General features: G+C 43.2%; 16 protein-coding genes, 1 pseudogene and 1 other annotated feature (1 of these 18 only partly in view). Of the genes and pseudogenes, 13 read left to right on the top strand and 4 right to left on the bottom strand.

The genetic code is table 11. The annotated features are described in order from the left end of the window. Positions 1 to 167 (top strand) — a binding site (T-box leader); it begins 62 nt to the left of the window's first position. 42 nt (positions 168 to 209) lie between these two features. Continuing rightward, complete coding sequence (locus tag N0M92_RS08495) at positions 210 to 2,861, top strand: valine--tRNA ligase (protein WP_260285323.1); 2,652 nt, start codon at positions 210 to 212, stop codon at positions 2,859 to 2,861. A 73-nt stretch (positions 2,862 to 2,934) separates the two neighbouring features. Here the strand turns inward: N0M92_RS08495 and N0M92_RS08490 are convergent, their stop codons facing one another. Together N0M92_RS08490 and N0M92_RS08485 are read right to left on the bottom strand one after the other, a co-directional pair. Then, on the bottom strand, positions 2,935 to 3,777 hold the full coding sequence (locus N0M92_RS08490; protein WP_260285322.1) for an ATP-grasp domain-containing protein: 843 nt from the start codon (positions 3,775 to 3,777) through the stop codon (positions 2,935 to 2,937). Next, positions 3,746 to 4,687, bottom strand: coding sequence for an ATP-grasp domain-containing protein (locus tag N0M92_RS08485; RefSeq protein ID WP_260285321.1), 942 nt, complete (start codon positions 4,685 to 4,687; stop codon positions 3,746 to 3,748). The genes N0M92_RS08490 and N0M92_RS08485 overlap by 32 nt, the downstream gene beginning before the upstream one ends. A gap of 97 nt (positions 4,688 to 4,784) precedes the next feature. Between N0M92_RS08485 and N0M92_RS08480 the strand changes: the two genes are divergently transcribed. Next, positions 4,785 to 6,074 (top strand): bifunctional folylpolyglutamate synthase/dihydrofolate synthase, encoded by a 1,290-nt coding sequence (locus N0M92_RS08480; protein WP_260285320.1) that lies wholly within the window; start codon positions 4,785 to 4,787, stop codon positions 6,072 to 6,074. A gap of 29 nt (positions 6,075 to 6,103) precedes the next feature. On the opposite strand, the pseudogene N0M92_RS08475 reads toward N0M92_RS08480, so the two are convergent. Continuing rightward, positions 6,104 to 6,433: pseudogene (locus N0M92_RS08475) on the bottom strand (transposase); the annotation flags it as partial. Between the two features lie 518 nt (positions 6,434 to 6,951). Here N0M92_RS08475 and N0M92_RS08470 point away from each other — a divergent pair. The 9 genes from N0M92_RS08470 to minD all read left to right on the top strand — a co-directional run bounded on the left by N0M92_RS08470 (position 6,952) and on the right by minD (position 14,789). After that, positions 6,952 to 7,704, top strand: coding sequence for a prepilin peptidase (locus N0M92_RS08470; protein WP_260285319.1), 753 nt, complete (start codon positions 6,952 to 6,954; stop codon positions 7,702 to 7,704). A 308-nt stretch (positions 7,705 to 8,012) separates the two neighbouring features. Then, a complete protein-coding gene (locus N0M92_RS08465) occupies positions 8,013 to 8,987 on the top strand; it encodes a hypothetical protein (protein ID WP_260285318.1) in 975 nt (324 codons plus the stop codon). Positions 8,988 to 9,179: 192 nt separating this feature from the next. Next, the gene (locus tag N0M92_RS08460) at positions 9,180 to 9,749 is read left to right on the top strand and encodes a Maf family protein (protein ID WP_260285317.1); all 570 of its coding nucleotides are present in this window, start codon (positions 9,180 to 9,182) and stop codon (positions 9,747 to 9,749) included. Between the two features lie 65 nt (positions 9,750 to 9,814). Next, positions 9,815 to 10,489, top strand: coding sequence for a RadC family protein (gene radC / locus N0M92_RS08455; protein WP_192207990.1), 675 nt, complete (start codon positions 9,815 to 9,817; stop codon positions 10,487 to 10,489). Positions 10,490 to 10,638: 149 nt separating this feature from the next. Next, positions 10,639 to 11,658 (top strand): rod shape-determining protein, encoded by a 1,020-nt coding sequence (locus N0M92_RS08450; RefSeq protein ID WP_034308871.1) that lies wholly within the window; start codon positions 10,639 to 10,641, stop codon positions 11,656 to 11,658. 137 nt (positions 11,659 to 11,795) lie between these two features. Next, on the top strand, positions 11,796 to 12,668 hold the full coding sequence (gene mreC, locus N0M92_RS08445) for a rod shape-determining protein MreC (RefSeq protein WP_137018362.1): 873 nt from the start codon (positions 11,796 to 11,798) through the stop codon (positions 12,666 to 12,668). Continuing rightward, entirely contained in the window at positions 12,665 to 13,183 is a 519-nt protein-coding gene (mreD, locus tag N0M92_RS08440) for a rod shape-determining protein MreD (RefSeq protein WP_192205957.1), read from the top strand. Before mreC ends, mreD begins: the two co-directional genes overlap by 4 nt. Positions 13,184 to 13,299: 116 nt before the next feature. After that, the gene (gene minC / locus N0M92_RS08435; protein ID WP_063232834.1) at positions 13,300 to 13,983 is read left to right on the top strand and encodes a septum site-determining protein MinC; all 684 of its coding nucleotides are present in this window, start codon (positions 13,300 to 13,302) and stop codon (positions 13,981 to 13,983) included. A 2-nt stretch (positions 13,984 to 13,985) separates the two neighbouring features. Further along, entirely contained in the window at positions 13,986 to 14,789 is an 804-nt protein-coding gene (gene minD / locus N0M92_RS08430) for a septum site-determining protein MinD (protein WP_034308862.1), read from the top strand. A 125-nt stretch (positions 14,790 to 14,914) separates the two neighbouring features. Here minD and N0M92_RS08425 read toward each other — a convergent pair whose 3' ends face one another. Beyond that, complete coding sequence (locus tag N0M92_RS08425) at positions 14,915 to 15,358, bottom strand: S1 domain-containing RNA-binding protein (RefSeq protein WP_034308861.1); 444 nt, start codon at positions 15,356 to 15,358, stop codon at positions 14,915 to 14,917. Positions 15,359 to 15,616: 258 nt separating this feature from the next. Between N0M92_RS08425 and N0M92_RS08420 the strand changes: the two genes are divergently transcribed. Continuing rightward, positions 15,617 to 16,366 (top strand): M23 family metallopeptidase, encoded by a 750-nt coding sequence (locus tag N0M92_RS08420; protein WP_260285316.1) that lies wholly within the window; start codon positions 15,617 to 15,619, stop codon positions 16,364 to 16,366. Further along, positions 16,359 to 17,225: a M50 family metallopeptidase gene (locus tag N0M92_RS08415; protein ID WP_260285315.1), complete on the top strand. Its 867-nt coding sequence runs from the start codon at positions 16,359 to 16,361 to the stop codon at positions 17,223 to 17,225. The genes N0M92_RS08420 and N0M92_RS08415 overlap by 8 nt, the downstream gene beginning before the upstream one ends. The last annotated feature ends 31 nt before the right edge of the window (positions 17,226 to 17,256 follow it).

Here is a 17,256-nt window from a genome sequence, read left to right as displayed (position 1 = left end):
TGCGAGGTTTCCAGGCAGCAGCATCCGAAGTCGTCCGCGAGCAGTCTTCGTGAACCCCTTAGTAGCGAAGGCCGGTGAAGAGCCGTTATCCCATTTGAGAGCCGAAAGAGATTTTTTTCTTTTTCGGAAAAAAGGTGGCACCGCGAACAACTTCCTTCGTCCTTTTGTGATGATGGAAGTTTTTTTTATGCCCAAAAGGAGGAAATGTTATGGAAGAGAACCAAATTTCTATGCCGACTAAATATGATCCGCAAACGATAGAGAAAGGCCGCTACAAATGGTGGCTTGATGGAAAATTTTTCGAAACGACGGGTGACGATAAAAAAGAACCATATACGATTGTCATCCCGCCGCCTAACGTGACAGGTAAGCTTCATCTTGGCCACGCTTGGGATACGACGCTTCAAGATATATTGACACGCATGAAGAGGATGCAAGGCTATGACGTTTTATGGTTACCGGGCATGGACCATGCCGGTATCGCCACTCAAGCGAAAGTGGAACAGAAACTTCGTGCTGAAGGCGTGAGCCGTTATGACCTTGGACGAGAAAAATTCGTAGAAGAGACTTGGAAATGGAAAGAGGAATATGCGAGCCATATCCGTGAACAATGGTCAAAGCTCGGTCTTGGACTTGATTATACACGTGAACGCTTCACTCTTGATGAAGGGCTTTCAAAAGCTGTGCGCGAAGTGTTCGTTTCGCTTTATAACAAGGGCTTGATTTATCGCGGCGAATACATCATCAACTGGGATCCATCAACGAAAACGGCGTTATCCGATATCGAGGTTATTTACAAGGATGTGCAGGGCGCATTTTACCATATGAAATATCCTTTGGTTGACGGATCAGGAGAAATTGAAATTGCCACCACCCGTCCAGAAACGATGCTTGGCGATACTGCTGTGGCTGTACACCCTGAAGATGACCGTTATAAACACTTGATCGGCAAAATGGTCCGCTTGCCAATTACAGGCCGGGAAATCCCGATTGTCGGTGATGATTATGTCGATATGGAATTCGGTTCAGGCGCGGTCAAAATTACTCCGGCTCATGATCCGAATGACTTCGAAATCGGGAACCGTCACGATTTGGAACGCATCCTTGTCATGCATGAAGATGGCTCGATGAATGAAAAGGCTGGTAAATATGAAGGCATGGACCGTTTTGAATGCCGGAAACAAATCGTCAAGGACCTTCAGGAAGAAGGAGTACTTTTCAAAATCGAAGATCACCTTCACTCAGTCGGCCATTCAGAGAGAAGCGGTGCTGTTGTTGAACCATATCTTTCGACTCAATGGTTCGTTAAAATGCAGCCGTTGGCTGATGCATCCGTTGAGCTTCAAAAAGGAACCGATGAGGAAAAAGTTCATTTCGTACCGGACCGTTTCGAAAAAACGTACCTGCATTGGATGGAAAATATCCGCGACTGGTGCATTTCCCGTCAGCTTTGGTGGGGTCACCGCATTCCAGCCTGGTACCATAAAGAAACAGGTGAAGTGTATGTAGGTCACGAAGAACCTGCGGACGCTGAAAACTGGGAACAAGATACAGATGTTCTTGATACATGGTTCAGCTCGGCATTATGGCCGTTCTCGACTATGGGCTGGCCTGACAAGGACAATGTCGATTTCCAACGCTACTATCCAACCGGGGCACTTGTGACAGGCTATGATATCATTTTCTTTTGGGTATCACGGATGATTTTCCAAGCTCTTGAGTTCACAGGTGAACGTCCATTTGAAGATGTGCTGATCCACGGTCTGGTTCGTGACGAACAGGGGCGCAAGATGAGTAAATCGCTTGGCAATGGTGTCGATCCGATGGATGTAATCGATCAATACGGTGCCGATTCGCTGCGTTACTTCTTATCCACGGGCAGCTCGCCAGGACAGGACCTTCGTTATAGCACGGAAAAAGTGGAAGCGGTTTGGAACTTCTCCAATAAGATTTGGAACGCATCCCGTTTTGCTTTGATGAACATGAACGGCATGACTTATGACGAAATTGATTTAAGCGGTGAGAAGTCTGTAGCTGATAAATGGATCTTGACGCGTTTGAATGAAACGATTTCAAACGTAACCAGACTTGCGGACCGTTATGAGTTTGGTGAAGTGGGCCGTGTGCTTTACAACTTCATTTGGGATGATTTCTGTGACTGGTATATTGAAATGGCGAAGCTTCCGCTATATGGCGAAGACGAAGCAGCTAAGAAGACGACGCGCTCGATCTTGGCTTATGTACTGGATAACACGATGAGATTGTTACACCCGTTCATGCCATTCATTACCGAAGAAATCTGGCAGAACCTACCGCATCAAGGTGAGTCCATCACTGTTGCCGCTTGGCCGGAAGTGAATGAAGGGTTGACGGATACAGCTGCAGCCGAGGAAATGAAGCTGCTGGTTGAAATCATCCGCTCCGTCCGTAATATCCGTGCTGAGGTGAACACACCGCTAAGCAAAAAAATCAATTTAATCTTAAAAGCGAAGGATGAATCCATCTTAGGGACTTTACAGAAAAACAGCAGCTATATCGAGCGTTTCTGTAATCCTGAACAATTGACGATCGGAATCGAAGTCGAAGAACCTGCTCAAGCCATGACAGCTGTCGTAACTGGCGTAGAGCTAATCCTTCCGCTTACAGGACTGATCAACATTGACGAAGAAGTGAAACGTCTTGAAAAAGAACTCGACAAACTTAATAAAGAAGTTGAGCGCGTACAGAAAAAATTGGGCAATGAGGGCTTCGTTAAAAAGGCGCCGGTAAGCGTCATCGAAGAAGAACGTGCCAAGGAAAAAGACTATAGCGAAAAACGCGATTCTGTAATCCACAGGATCAGCGAACTGAAACAATTGTAAAACAAAAGGATGAACCAGCTTGAAGCCGGTTCATCCTTTTTGTGTTTAAATGCTATTCAAGAAAAATATTCCATTAGGATGATATTCTTTCTTTTATGAATGAAAGGTACTCCCGTACGATATTCATATCACTTAGTGCACTTAATGTCCGGCTGCCGACGACATCCTCGATTTCGTTGAGCATGAGGCTGCCATCTTCCGCCAATATGAAATCGATACCGACCAGGCCAAAATCAAACGAACTTATTACTCTTTCAACAAGGGTTAATTCAGAAGCAGTCAGCTCATATAGAGAAGCCGATCCGCCCAGCGTATAATTTGCCTTGAAACTGGAATCGGATTCCCTAAGTACAGCAGCCTTCACTTTTTTCCCAACCACAAAGACGCGGATATCCCTGCCGAATAAGCCAGGTTTTTGGACTATCCAATTTCCATCATTCAGTTCGGCAAGATCATCGGCATGCTCGATTAGATATACTTGTTTCCCGCCGCGACCTCGTGTTTCCTTAGCAATGAAAGGGAACTCCATGTCATCTGCACTCGGCCTCCCGTTACAATATACGGTATCGGCCATTGGAATCCCGAGCGAGGACAAATATTGATGTGTCTTTGCTTTGTCGTTCGCGATTTCCGATACGAAGGAGGAGTTAAAGCAAGCAATCCCCAGTTGCTCAAGTTGCTTTGTAAAAAAAGGGTCGATGGCCCGGACGATAGCAAAGTCCGGCAATGAAATGGGCTGTGTCCCATGTTCCACGTACAACTTGTTGAAACGATGACCGATCCTAAGGTCTTCCCGAAAGTGAAAGTGCAAATCAAGATCAAGCTTACTTGCTTCTTCAAGCATCCAATCTATGTATCCCTTATTCTTCAAGGCATCTTTACGGTTATAAATCAACCAGCCTGCTTGTTTTTTCATCAGATGCACTTCCTTTTCCTAATTCTTTCAAGATATAATCGAACATGCTATCAGCGATGTTGATGCCTGTACATTCATAAATATTCAGTAAATGCGAATTCGAATTCACTTCGCACAAAAGCGGACCTTCTTCACCGAACAACAAATCGACGCCAGCGAAGTCGGCACCCAAAATTTGCGCACATCGGATGGCAAGTTGTGCTTCTTCACTGGTGGGTATATAAGGTGCAGCCTGTCCCCCGGCAGTCATATTAGCTCGGAAGTCTTGCTCGGAATGGCGTTGCATCGCTGCTATGACTTGATTGCCCACGACATTCACACGAATGTCCCGACCTTTGCTGTGCTTGATGAATTCCTGGAGTATAAATGGCTTGTGGCCAAGATTATGGATCGTCTTTAGTAACTCATCCTCTGTTGGAATTAAATATACTTGTTCCCCAAAAGAACCGTATGCTTCCTTAACGACAAGGGGATACCCAAGTTCATTGCCGATTTGCATGAAAGCATCCATATGGACCCTTTCTATCCCTTCGTAGGTAAAAGGGGGGAATATGGTTTTCGGCATCGGTATGCCATGGCCGGTCAATGCTTGATGTGTTTTTGCTTTGCTGTCGCAAATATCGATCGCTGTACTGCTGTTATATACGGGGATGCCGAGCAATTCCAAATGGCGCGCCAAATGAATGTCTTTATCCATGAACAGGACAAAATCAGGCAGCTTATCAAAGGCACCTTTAAGCAGTGGCACTCCTTTTTCGATAATGGGAAAGAGATCTGAATTGCGGATAAGGGTTGCCATGATATCTTTCCTTTCTGCCGCCTCTTTAATGAACAAAGCCAAACTGGAAAACTTATCATGCTGTAAATAGCCGTTAACGACAATCCAACAGTGGAAATCTGAAGATTTCATGGAAAACACTACCTTTCATCTAGGTTAATCGTTCATATATTGATAAAATAATCTTAACGCATAAGAGCGGTATAAAGAAAGAGGAGGCTCAACGATAATGGTAACAACCATGAAAGAAATCAATCATTTTTTTGAACGCCGCCAAGTTCAATTGGGCATGAATTTTGGCCTATCACGAATGGAAACATTGTTAACTGAATTAGGTGACCCGCACAAGGCGCTAAAGTATATTCACATTGCAGGATCCAACGGGAAAGGATCAACACTGCAATATATTAAAGAAATCCTGCTTGCCCAAGGCATTCGGGTCGCTTCCTTCACTTCGCCTTATTTAATACGGATGAATGAGCAGCTGAAGATAAACGAGGATGAAATCAGTGATAAGGATTTTATCGCTGTCTTCCAGGAGCTTTGGCCGATCATCCAAGGGATGGACAGTAAGGGGAATGGTCCCACTCAGTTCGAAATCTTGACTGCCATGGCATTCTCTTATTTTAGCAAAAAGGAAGTGGATTTGGTTTTGATGGAAACCGGTTTGGGAGGCAGGCTCGATACAACGAATGTCATCCAGCCGTTTCTTTCGATCATTACCTCGATTTCTTTGGAACATACGAACATCCTGGGAAACACACTTGGGGAAATTGCTTTTGAGAAGGCGGGCATCATTAAAAGCGGGGCGCCGATCATTAGCGGAGTCACAGCCGGGGAACCAGCAAAAGTAATTGAAGAAAAAGCGTCGTCATTAGGCGTACCTTATTACCAATTAGGCAAAGACTTTCATGTAGGCAAAATAAAGCAAAGTGAACGAGGGCAAAGTTTCTCTTTTTCGCTTGCAGACAGGTCCATCGAAAATGTGGAAATGCGGATGTTAGGGCGCCATCAAGTGGAGAATGCGGCATTGGCCATTGCTGTTGTCACATTAGGAATGGAAAATATCGATGAAAAAAGCATACTTAAAGGAATAGGGGAAGCGAAATGGAATGGCCGCTTTGAAAAAATATCGGATGAGCCATTGGTGATCATTGATGGTGCACATAATCCTGCCGGCATCGACGTACTGAAGGAAACGCTAAAAGTGCATTACCCCGACTATAAGTACCGATTCGTATTCAGTTCATTTAAAGATAAAAATTATTCCGATATGCTTCATGGACTGGAAACGGAAGCGATGGAAATCATCATTACCGAATTCGACCATGAACGGGCGGCGGATGCGAAAACGCTTTATGAAAAGTGCAGTCATCCAAATAAAAGTATAAACAGGGATTGGCAGGCGGCAATAACGGAAGGCAGAAGGAAAACAGGAGGAAAAGAGATTCTTGTCATCACAGGGTCCCTTCATTTCCTTTCACTTGTGAGGGAGTTCCTGATCAGAGAAGGTGCCTAAAGGGATGTACCTTTACCGGCTGACTAATTATCATTCCCGAATGTTGAGAAATGAGGCACTTTATCATGGAAACCAAAGCCTAGGAACCGAAGGTAAGCCATATTTGTTTCAACTTCTTCAACTGTTATACGCATTGAACGAATACCGAAGTTATATTGAATGAAAGTCAGCTTGACTAATATAACTAGATCAGTACTTGGGCGTCCTATCTCTGAATACAAATCTTTCACCAAGTCATAAATGAAAGTGAAGTCAATGACAGCCTCAATTTTACGAACCAAATGGTTCGCAGGCACCAGTTGATCTAAAGTAATCATTTCAAGTTGATCACGCTGAATAGAATCATATTTAGAAAGCATCCTCATCACCTGGCAAAAGGGTTCTATCTATAAGTTAAAACAAAGTTGATTGGAGCGGGTGTTCGAGACTCCTGCTTAGAAAAGCGAGTCCAGGGGAGACCCCGCAGGCGCAAAGGCGCTGAGGAGGCTCCCGGACCGCCCGCGGAAAGCGGGTGCCTGGAGTGGAAATTAACGTTCAAATTGCACAAACCCTTAAAAAAACTGTAGACAAACTCTATTTTCATCGAGTTTGTCTACAGTCTGAGAAAAGGATCTTTTCGAAGGTCCTTTTCTCTTGTTAACAAGTCTCTTGAAAAGAAAAAACTCTAATAGAATGATTGATAACAAATCACCAAGTATATTTGTTAAAATATGTTTATATATTGATTCTATGTGACTGATGAATAGTAGGATCTACTTAATAAAATAACGGGAGGAATGATAATCATGGAGAACCGAAGTGATTATTACATAACGGAAGGGACTTTTATATCAGGGTTTCACAGAAAGGCAATCGAATCCTCATGCACTATGTATAAATGATGGTTATCCATATCTATCTCTTCGTTTTGGGCTTAATTTTAGGCTCATTCTTCAACGTTGTCGGTTTAAGTGTTCCAGCTGGTCATTCATTTGCTAATCGTCGCTCCGCCTGCCCTTCTTGCGGGCGTACATTGACATTCTTCGAGTTGATACCGGTTATTTCTTATATGTTGCAAGAAGGGAAATGCCGTGGCTGTAAAACAAGGATTTCACCCCTTTATCCGGCAGTGGAAATGCTGACCGGTGTTTTGTTTACCTCTGCTCCCATCTTCCTTGGCTGGTCGAGCGAACTCTTGATTGGCTGGACATTGATTTCATTATTTATGATCATCTTCGTGACTGATGTCGCCTATATGCTCATTCCTGATAAAATACTGCTTTTCTTTACGGTGATTTTTATCGTTCTAAGAGTCCCCTTTCCGCTGTCGCCCTGGTGGGATTCAATTGTCGGGGCAGCGGTTGGCTTTAGCTTGCTGTTATTGATCGCTGTCGTGAGCAAGGGTGGCATGGGCGGCGGTGATATCAAGCTATTTGCAGTGATTGGCTTTGTACTGGGAATGAAGATGGTGCTATTATCGTTTCTTTTGGCGTGCTTTTATGGGGCATTCCTTGGCATCATCGGATTGCTGACCGGATTCCTAAAAAAGAAAACACTTATTCCTTTCGGACCGTATATCGTTTTTGGGACATTGACTGCTTATTTTGGGGGCGATGCCCTTTTACATTGGTATGTAACTTTTTTAAGGTGAGCTTAAAGGGCCATCCTAATGCAGGAGGAATTTGTCAAAAATCACCTGAACAATAGCGAAGTAGGGAACTATCCCTAAATGGCCGCAAGTGTAGATGACATGAAAGAGGAATATATGTAATTGGTGAGTGACGATATTGAATGATTCATGAACCGGAAGTACCAGTACCTTGGAAACCTTGTTTGGCTACCCATATATGAATAGGGAAATTTGACGAAACCTATTAATGACAAGACGACAAAAGTCTTGTTATTTTTTTTTACCTCTATGTTAGGATGAAAAAAATGATTTGGAGGGGAGGAAAAAAATTGGGCAAGCCGGAACAAAGCAAGGGTGTAAAGATTAAAATAAATGGGGAAGAAAAAGTATTTCCAGATAAAAAGATTGAAAGTCAAGAGGCGGCGAGTAAGGAGCACGAACAGGAACACACAGATGAGAGTTTCGAATGGATACTCCCTGAGGATTCAAACGAAAACAAAATCGTATTGGTTCCCTCACCGCCGAAGAAGAAAATGCCGAAGTTCATCGGTTTTGGCACCAGTTCGCTGAAAAGCCTGGATAAAAGGCCGATCAAGACATTCATGATCGCTGTCATTTGTGCCGTTTTTTTTGGGTCGATTCTCGGCTTGATCGCCGTTAAAACAATTACAAAGGAAAAAGCAGAAGTATCTTCGGTCGAGACCCCGATTCCAACGGAAGCCACCGTTGAGGATAAAAAAGCGGCAGTGACTGAACCAGGAAACCAGCTGAAGACATTCCTTGTACAGGGAGGAGTATTCAGCAGCGAGGATGCAGCAAGGCAAATACAAAAGAAAATCATTGAAAAGCAGGTTCCTGCTGAAATTTTCAAATTGGAAGACAGCTATTATCTATTCTTGGGATCGGCAGAGAGTCTAGCTGCAAGTAAGGAGCTGGCCTTGTTCTTAAAGTCCTATGATGTGGACGTATATTGGAAGGAAATCAATTTAGAAGCGGCAGGGACAAGCCGGGAAGATGAGAAAACCCTCGATAAGATGAAGGCAGTATATGCTTCATTGGCAGAAACATCCGCAACTAAACTTCGTGGAAAGGAAGGGACGGTAAACGAAGAAACCCTGAAAAAAAATATGGATGAACTGAAGGCGGTGAAATTATCGCCGGAGTTTTCGAAAATGAACGATGACCTGACTGCCGCCGCCAAGTCGATTGACGAATATGGGACTTCCAAAAATGAAGAAAAGCTATTCCAGGCTCAAGAAAGCCTACTTGATTTTTTATTGAATTTCCAAAATATATCGAGTTAAGGAATGAAAAAAAGGGGGGCTGCCTAATGGGACAAGCTCCCCAATATGAAACCATCTGTGACACCTTTTTTATTTTCCGGGAAATACTTACAGGCATTTGTCGATTCCTAGTAAACAATAATTGTGGATTGCAACATAATTTGATAGGATAGATATTGTATCTCCCTATGTAAAGAAAGGTGACTTTTTATTATGCAGCCATTGATTTTAGCTTCTTCATCACCACGTCGTAAAGAACTTCTACAATTTCTTCAAATCCCCTTTGAAAGCATGAATTCCAATGTCGATGAAAGTATTGATGAAAACATGTGTCCTGATGCAGCGGTGAAAGAACTGGCATCCCGTAAAGCGGAAGCCATCGCAGCAAAGTTTCAGGAAAGCTGGGTGATCGGCTCGGATACCGTTGTTGTCCTTGATGGTGAGATATTGGGTAAGCCGAAAAGCCGGGCGGATGGAAAAAGAATGCTGGAAATGATATCAGGACGGACACATGAAGTATACACAGGTGTCGCCATCCTATTCGGCAAGCATCGTAGAGTATTCGCAGAAAAAACGGAAGTGACATTTTGGGAGCTGCCAGACGCTGAAATCGAACGTTACCTGGATAGCGGGGAACCCTTTGACAAAGCTGGCGGCTATGGGATTCAAGGATACGGATCTCTTCTTGTCGAACAAATCAAAGGAGACTATTTCTCAGTCGTCGGGCTTCCGGTCTCAAGACTGGCCCGGGAACTTAAAGCGATGCAGGAAGAGTTAGGATAAGAAAATTTGATTTCGTCTGGCATCTTCCCTTTTATTAAGAAAGGGTTGATCTTTTGAGCGAAAAAATGTTAATACGGGATTACCCGAAAGAAGAGCGGCCGCGCGAAAGGTTTCTCCAGGACGGGCCGCAAAGTCTCTCCAATCAGGAATTGCTTGCTTTGCTGCTCAGGACTGGGTCAAGGGAGGAATCAGTCCTGCAACTATCCGGCAGGCTCATCAATTCCTTCAAGGGCCTGCGCTTGTTAAAAGAAGCCTCAGTGGAAGAACTGACCGTGATCAAAGGGATTGGTGAAGCAAAAGCGATTCAAATCCTGGCCTCTGTCGAACTTGGCAGGAGAATTAACAATTTGAATGATCAAGACCGGTATGTGATTCGGTCTCCTGAAGATGGAGCCAACTATTGCATGGAAGAAATGCGGTTTTTATCACAGGAACATTTCGTCTGTCTCTATTTAAATACGAAAAATCAAGTGCTTCAAAAAACTACGGTATTCATCGGCAGCCTCAATGCATCGATCGTGCATCCGCGCGAGATCTTTAAAGAGGCTTTCAAAAGGTCCGCCGCCTCTATCATCTGTCTTCATAACCACCCCTCCGGAGACCCCTCTCCCAGCAGAGAAGATATTGAAGTGACGAAAAGGTTAGTCGAATGTGGTAAAATAATCGGGATTGAAGTATTGGACCACATCATTATCGGGGAACATAAATATGTTAGTTTGAAGGAAAAAGGTTATTTATGACACTATCAAATTTTTTGACGATACGATATAATATTGTTTATGATTTTTAAAAGAGGAAACTTTTTCAAAGGGTCTTATTGTCAAAAAACGACAAATTATTATTTGAACTTATAAAAAGGCATTTTTGTTTACGAAAGGGAGATACCATAATGTTTGGAATTGGCGCTAGAGATATAGGGATTGATTTAGGAACGGCGAATACGCTTGTTTATGTGAAAGGAAAAGGGATCGCGGTACGTGAACCATCGGTTGTAGCTGTGCAAACAGATACAAAGCAAATCGTTGCAGTCGGAAACGATGCGAAAAACATGATCGGCCGTACACCTGGTAACGTGGTTGCCCTTCGCCCGATGAAGGATGGAGTCATTGCTGATTATGAAACGACGGCTACCATGATGAAGTACTATATGAAGGAAGCTCAAAAGAAGGGTGTATTCGGCAACAAGCCATATGTCATGATTTGTGTGCCTTCTGGAATTACGGCAGTTGAGCAGCGTGCAGTCATCGATGCAGCTAGACAAGCTGGAGCACGGGACGCATATCCTATCGAAGAACCGTTTGCAGCAGCGATCGGTGCAGACCTTCCGGTTTGGGAGCCTACAGGAAGCATGGTCGTTGATATCGGCGGAGGAACGACGGAAGTGGCAATCATTTCCCTTGGCGGAATCGTTACAAGCCAATCGATCCGTATTGCCGGTGATGAAATGGATGATGCCATTATCGTTTACATCCGTAAGAACTACAATTTGATGATCGGTGAGCGTACTGCTGAAGCGATCAAGATGGAAATTGGTTCTGCCGGTGACACGGAAGGCGTAGAAAACATGGAAATTCGCGGACGTGACCTATTGACTGGATTACCGAAAACAATCGAAATCACAGCTGAAGAAATATCCAAAGCATTAAGCGACACAGTTTCTGCAATTGTGGATTCCGTGAAAAACACTTTAGAGAAAACACCACCTGAATTAGCCGCTGACATCATGGACAGAGGCATTGTATTGACAGGCGGGGGTGCTTTGCTGCGCAATTTGGATAAAGTCATCAGTGAAGAAACGCAGATGCCGGTGATCATCGCTGAGAATCCACTGGATTGTGTTGCAATCGGAACGGGAAAAGCGCTGGACCACATTCATTTATTCAAGACTAAATCAAGAGATTCGCGATAAGCATTACTTCTCAAATAGGGCCGGCTCAACAAAAGGTGCAATTTTGAGCCGGTCTTTCTTATGTTCTACAGTTTAATTAAATCCATAGTGTAAGTTTAAAACCATAGAGTAAATTTTTAGATAGAGGTGTAATCACCATGCCACAGTTTTTTAATAAAAAGCTCCTTCTCTTGCTCGTTAGTATTATCGTTCTCGTGGCATTGATCGGTTTTTCATTAAGGGAGAGAGAAGAGTTAACTTGGCCGGAGCAATTCCTAAAAGATACGACAGGCTGGGTAGGTAATGTGTTTAATAAGCCAGTATCGGGTATAACAGGTTTTGTAGGGGGCTTAAAAGACCTTCAACATACATACGATGAAAACAAAAAATTGAAAGCCCGCTTGGATGAATATGTATTATTGAAAACCCAAGTCCAGGATTTAAAGGAAGAAAATGAAGAACTTCGCGATAACCTCAAAAAAGAAGATGACCTGCGGAAATATTCGCCAACTCAGGCGACGGTCATTGGCCGTAATCCCGACCGCTGGCATGAAATGCTGACGATCAATAAAGGGAAGCGTAATGGGGTAGAAAAAAACATGGCCGTCATCACATCCAATGGGTTAGTCGGCAAGGTGAAATCCGCGACGGATTTCACGGCCTCGGTTCAACTTTTAAGTTCGATCGATAAAGCCAACCGCGTCTCGGCCATCATTCAAGGTGATGATAAAGCATATGGCTTGATTGAAGGGTTCGATGATAAAAAGAACCTTTTGCTGATGAAACGGATTCCATATGATAAAAAAATCAAGAAAAATTCATTGGTCATCACATCCGGTTATGGCGGAATCTTTCCGAAAGGTCTGCTGATCGGGAAAGTTGTCGATGTAAAAGTGGATCAATATGGATTGAACCAGACCGCATATATTGAACCTTCGACGGATTTTTATGATATTAATAATGTTATGGTCGTTCAGCGCGAAGTGGACGGTGTACCGAAAGAAAGTGAAGGGGAGGATGAAGCTGAGTGAGATATTTCATCCTTTCTTTTATAGCCTTGGTTTTTTTTGTTTTTGAAAGCATCTTCGCCCAGATGTTCGCTGGAGATGCATTCGGGTCCGATAAAATACTTGTGCCCCATTTCATGATGATTTTCGTTTTTTTCCTGACCATGTACGGATCCAGGAAAATGGGTATGCTTTATGGGGCGATTCTTGGGTTGACTTATGATGTTGTATATACGGAAATCCTGGGGATTTACATGTTCCTGCTGCCTTTTCTTGCCTATCTGATATCGAAAAGCATGAAAATCCTGCAAAATAACATATTGATCGCCTGTCTTACTGCGCTTTTATCCACGGCAGTTTTAGAGGTTGTCATCTTTCAGATGAATATCATCCTATCTTTTGCAGATATGGGATTTGGTGAATTTGCGGAACGGAGATTGATTCCGACATTATTATTGAATCTAGCGTTTATTATCATCAGCTGCTATCCTTTAAAAAGAATGATTGAAAAGCTTGATTTGCAAGGAGAAACGGAATAACGTTCCTGTGTCTTAAGAAGCAGGGGGGAAATGTATTTTCCCTTTTCCTTGTACGTAGAAAAAGGAAATTTGTTTTCCTATGTCGAATTATATTTCATTGAGGTGAAACAAACGTCATGAATAAAAGAATTCAGCAAAATGTCATGATTAAGGGAACAAAAGACGGGTTTATGCTTCATCTCGATGATTCTTGCTCATTTTCCGAATTATTGAAAGAGTTAGAAGTGAAGCTTTCGGCAAACTATCAGTTTCAAGAAAATGACCCGTCCATTTCCGTAAAAGTACATACAGGGAACCGCTATCTTGATGAACAACAAGAAGAAAAGATTAAAGAGGTCATCCATAAAAAGAAGAAGCTTTTCGTGGATGAGATGATTTCGAATGTCCTGACGAAGGATGAAGCGAAACGATGGAAAGATGAAAACCAAGTGACGACCGTGACCAAGGTCATAAGGTCGGGACAGGTTTTTGAAGTTCCCGGAGACTTACTATTAATTGGGGATGTCAATCCCGACGGTACGGTTCGTGCGGGTGGCAACATATATATCATGGGACAGCTAAAGGGAATAGCCCATGCCGGTTATAAAGGGAATAATGAGGCCATAATAGCAGCCTCTGTCATGAAGCCTGCCCAGCTGCGCATTGCCGGACAAGTGAATTTATCTCCTGACCAATATACGAAATGGGGACATGACTTGGAATGTGCCTTCATGGATGAAGAAGAAAATATCATAATAGAAAAACTGCAAGTCTTAAAGAAATATAGACCTAATTTAAATAGATTAGAAGGGGGTCTCTAATCGTGGGAGAGGCAATAGTTATAACATCCGGTAAGGGTGGTGTCGGGAAAACGACCACCTCCGCCAATTTAGGAACATCTTTAGCTCTTCTAGGCAAGAAGGTTTGCTTGATTGATACGGATATTGGTCTTCGGAATTTGGATGTGATCATGGGATTGGAAAATCGCATCATCTATGATTTGGTCGATGTGGTCGAAGGGCGCTGTAAGATACACCAGGCGCTCATTAAGGATAAACATTTCGAGGATTTGCTTTACTTGCTTCCAGCTCCGCAAAATAGTGATAAAACAGTGGTGAATGAAGAGCAGATGAGGAAACTCATAAGCGATATGAAGCCTGACTATGATTATGTCATCATTGATTGCCCTGCAGGCATTGAACAGGGCTTCAGGAATGCCATAGCTGGGGCGGATAAGGCAATCATCGTTACGACTGCAGAGAGACCGGCTGTCAGGGATGCGGACCGTATTATTGGCTTGCTTGAAAAAGAAGAGCATATTGAACCGCCTCAATTGATCATCAACCGGATACGCGGCCATTTGCTACATGAGGATGAAGAAATGGATATCGATGGTGTTGCCGATTTTCTTAAGATTGATTTGATCGGCGTCATTCCTGATGATGACCAAGTCATTGTGGCAGCGAATAAAAAGGAACCCATTGCCTATAATCCGGACAATAGAGTTTCGCTTGCCTATCGGAACATTGCCAGAAGGATCCTTGGTGAATCTGTGCCCTTGACTCCAATCGGCAGCGAACCAAAGGGCTTCATGTCCAAATTGAAAAAATTCTTTAGCGTGCGGTAAATCTATATTCATTTGTCAGGAAGCGGGGTGCATTTGATGCCCTCGCTTTTTTTTATGCTTCTTGCAAATAAAAAAGGCAAGCCATATTGGCTTGCCTGATCTATATGCTAAAAATGCAGCGCGGTTTATCCGCGTCTTCCGCCTCTGCCGCCACGTTTTGATTCTGTGCTGCGTTTAAGAGTCGATAAATTTTCTTCACTAGTCTTTAAAAAGCGAACCATTTTATCTTCGAAATTTTCCTTTGGTTGAAAATTACCTTTTGAACGAAAATCTTTAGAACGGCTATCCCCTTGGCGTGGTGGGCGTTTGGTATAAGAAGAGGTTTGCCCTTCGGGTCTATCTATAGCCTTTTTGATGGACAAGGCAGTTTTTCCGTCTTTCTCACTAATCACTTTTACTTCAATTTGGTCGCCTACTTTAAGATGGTCATTTACGTCTTTTACATAGCTATCTGCTACCTCACTGATATGCACAAGACCTGTTGAGCCTCCTGGTAATTCTACGAATGCTCCAAAATTAGTGATACCTGTTACTTTACCTTGTACTTTGCTGCCTATTTCGATTGACATAAAAAAACGTTCCCCCTCAATAATGTTAAAACCACTTTATTATAACAAATTTCGGGGGACAATATCAATCTCAATTATTCGATTTTCTGAATCGATATCCGAATCCCCTTGGTAATTCATAAATTTACGGATGATTTTTCATTGAAAAAAATTTTTTTAGGGAAGTTCAGAAAGAAAATCTTTTCTCCGTCATAGTCTGGACAAGTTGCTCATACGCTGTAATATAGCGCTTTGACATGAGCAGGGGGGGAATCTGGAATGGATGATCGCAGGAAAGATATCCGAAATCGTATCGCCAAGAGACGCAAGTTCAATGATAAACCGGCAGGTGGCAGCAGTTGGACGGAGATCAACAATGAAGAACCATATGGGATTGATTCATATAACGGGTATTCCGAGAAAGATCATCCGCTTTTCAAGAAAGAATATTTTTTCTTTAAAATCCTTGCTAGTGTATGCCTGTTCCTGATTATCGCCGTGATGTTCAGACACCCTTCTGTGCGGCTGGACCCTGCCAGAAGTTTTGTCACGGAGAACATGAACAAGGAATTTCAGTTCGCTTCAATCTCCAACTGGTATGAAAGTGCGTTTGGTAAACCGATCGCTTTTTTACCGAATGAGGCCGATAAGAAAACTGTTGATTCGAATGAAGAATATGCAATGCCAGCCTCTGCGAAGATTACCCAAAACTTCGAGACGAACGGTGAGGGAATCATATTGGAAACGAGCAAAGGCTCAAAGGTCGAGGCCGTCAATGAAGGGGTAGTCATCTTTGCCGGTGAAAAGGAGGGGATTGGAAAGACGGTCGTCATTCAGCATGCCAATAAAAGTGAGTCTTGGTATGGGCAGCTGGAAGGAATTGATGTGAAATTGTATGAGTTCGTTAAAAAGGGCAATGAAGTCGGACAGGTTACACTAAGTGAAGATGGATCCAAGGGAAGATTTTATTTGGCGATAAAAGAAAATGATGCTTTCGTCGATCCTAAAAAGGTGATTTCCTTTGAGTGAATATGGAAAATTACTGTTTAAAATCAGGGTGCACCCGACATTGTGGTTTGTCATTGGCATCGCCATCCTCACTGCCCATTTCGTTGAAGTGATGATGCTGTTGCTCATCGTCTTCATTCATGAAATGGGGCATGCTGTCTGTGCCCAGCATTTCAAATGGCGGATAAAGTCAATCCAGCTGCTTCCTTTTGGCGGGGCTGTCGAGACTGAGGAGTACGGAAATAAGAGTTTGAAGGAGGATTTGGCGGTGGTGCTTGCCGGTCCGCTTCAACATGTTTGGCTCATTGGTGCAGCTTTTTTGCTCTATTTCTTTTCTATTATCCCATATGAGCTGTATCAGCCCTTCTTGTATATGAATCTTATGCTGCTGATTTTTAATCTGCTGCCAATTTGGCCCTTGGACGGGGGACGGCTGCTATTCATCGGTGTATCCCTATACTGCACCTTTCTGGAAGCGCAGAAACGTACACTTCACTTTTCTGCAGTATTCGCTGTCCTGGCTTTTGTGACCTGGATCATTCTGGATCCGCTCAATTTGAACATCTGGCTCATCATCTTTTTCATAAGTCTCTCACTGGTCATGGAATGGCGGCAGAGGTATTATGCTTTCATCCGTTTTCTTTTGCAGCGCCATTATGGGCATACGAATGATTTAGCGAAACTGAAGCCGATCTCGGTGGATTCACAAGAACCGATTTTTAAAGTGCTGGAACTGTTTCAACGCGGTTGTAAACACCCCGTCATCATCATGAAAAACGGGAAAGAGACCGGCTCGTTGGATGAAACGGAAATCCTTCACGCCTATTTTTCCGAGAAAATGACAAACGGGAAAATCGGCGACCTATTATATTCTTATTAAATATGTTATCCTTTCTTCAAATTGAGGAGAG

Source organism: Peribacillus aracenensis (genome assembly GCF_025175645.1).
GTDB lineage: Bacteria > Bacillota > Bacilli > Bacillales > DSM-1321 > Peribacillus > Peribacillus aracenensis.
This window is presented reverse-complemented; position numbering and strand designations above follow the sequence as displayed.

Bases quoted from the DNA above. Each gene is read 5' to 3' on its own strand.
- N0M92_RS08420 (WP_260285316.1), top strand. From the start codon at position 15,617: ATGGATGATCGCAGGAAAGATATCCGAAATCGTATCGCCAAGAGACGC.
- N0M92_RS08425 (WP_034308861.1), bottom strand. From the start codon at position 15,358: ATGTCAATCGAAATAGGCAGCAAAGTACAAGGTAAAGTAACAGGTATC.
- N0M92_RS08470 (WP_260285319.1), top strand. From the start codon at position 6,952: ATGATGGTTATCCATATCTATCTCTTCGTTTTGGGCTTAATTTTAGGC.
- N0M92_RS08460 (WP_260285317.1), top strand. From the start codon at position 9,180: ATGCAGCCATTGATTTTAGCTTCTTCATCACCACGTCGTAAAGAACTT.
- N0M92_RS08490 (WP_260285322.1), bottom strand. From the start codon at position 3,777: ATGAAAAAACAAGCAGGCTGGTTGATTTATAACCGTAAAGATGCCTTG.
- N0M92_RS08450 (WP_034308871.1), top strand. From the start codon at position 10,639: ATGTTTGGAATTGGCGCTAGAGATATAGGGATTGATTTAGGAACGGCG.
- N0M92_RS08495 (WP_260285323.1), top strand. From the start codon at position 210: ATGGAAGAGAACCAAATTTCTATGCCGACTAAATATGATCCGCAAACG.
- mreC (WP_137018362.1), top strand. From the start codon at position 11,796: ATGCCACAGTTTTTTAATAAAAAGCTCCTTCTCTTGCTCGTTAGTATT.
- N0M92_RS08480 (WP_260285320.1), top strand. From the start codon at position 4,785: ATGGTAACAACCATGAAAGAAATCAATCATTTTTTTGAACGCCGCCAA.
- minC (WP_063232834.1), top strand. From the start codon at position 13,300: ATGAATAAAAGAATTCAGCAAAATGTCATGATTAAGGGAACAAAAGAC.
- radC (WP_192207990.1), top strand. From the start codon at position 9,815: ATGTTAATACGGGATTACCCGAAAGAAGAGCGGCCGCGCGAAAGGTTT.
- N0M92_RS08485 (WP_260285321.1), bottom strand. From the start codon at position 4,687: ATGAAATCTTCAGATTTCCACTGTTGGATTGTCGTTAACGGCTATTTA.